The following is a 381-nucleotide window of genomic DNA, read 5'->3' as shown; positions in this document are numbered from 1 at the left end:
CACGAGACATCCTGTCTCGGTGGCGCACGGCGCACATCCATGTGCGCCGCCCTTCGGGTGTTCTTTTGCTAACGCGAGTCAGTAGCTTCGCAGCGCTGGTGGATCACTATGAGGGGCACGAATCTGCTTTAAGCAGAACCGCATCTTGTACCTGCGCCTGCCCTTCCTTTTTCTTTCCGGTCGCGGTCGCGACTACCGTTGCCGTTGAGCTTAGCTCCGACTTCTGCTTGAGCCTCATTTCAGTCATAACCCCCAGCGCTGCGAGGCTTGTAACTCGCGTTAGCAACAGCACACCCGAAGGGCGACGCGCATGGATGCGCGTCGTGCGCCACCGGGACATGGATGTCCCGTGTGGCGCATGCCTGCGTCAGCATCGATCGT

This window comes from Lysobacter sp. Root690, assembly GCF_001427785.1.
In the GTDB taxonomy this organism is placed as follows: domain Bacteria; phylum Pseudomonadota; class Gammaproteobacteria; order Xanthomonadales; family Xanthomonadaceae; genus Lysobacter.
The sequence above is the reverse complement of the archived record's forward strand: the minus strand, read 5'-3'. Positions refer to the sequence as shown.